This window comes from Pantoea graminicola, from assembly GCF_048452665.1.
In the GTDB taxonomy this organism is placed as follows: Bacteria; Pseudomonadota; Gammaproteobacteria; order Enterobacterales; family Enterobacteriaceae; genus Pantoea.
The window spans coordinates 1-408 of record NZ_JBLWSJ010000027.1; the positions used below are offsets into that span (position 1 = coordinate 1).

The following is a 408-nucleotide window of genomic DNA, read 5'->3' on the forward strand; positions in this document are numbered from 1 at the left end:
TTATCTTGGAATTGATATTGCCAGTAAGAAGTTTGATGCAGCTGAACTCTGTGATGGGGTTTATCGGTGTAAAGCATTTGAAAACACCCCCGCCGGCTTTACAGCACTCAGTAAGTGGCTGCAGGCAGGCAATATTCCGGACATTCATGTGTGTCTTGAAGCAACTGGCAACTATGGTACTGCCCTCGCTACTTTTCTGTACGATAAGAATCTGAAAGTCAGCATCGTTAACCCCGCAAGAATTAAGGGATTTGCGGCTTCTGAACTTACCAGAACTAAAACTGATAAAGCAGACTCCCGGTTGATTGCACGCTTTTGTAAAGCCATGCAGCCAGACCAATGGAAACCCGTAGCTGCGCCCGTCAGAAAGTTGCAGGCTCTTGTACGGCGTATCGATGCACTTAACGG

Annotated in this window: 1 protein-coding gene; it reads left to right on the forward strand. The window is 47.1% G+C overall.

Features of this window, described 5'->3' with window-relative positions:
* The coding region (locus ACNY69_RS21650) for an IS110 family transposase (protein WP_418800358.1) at positions 1-408 on the forward strand (408 nt) is incomplete at both ends.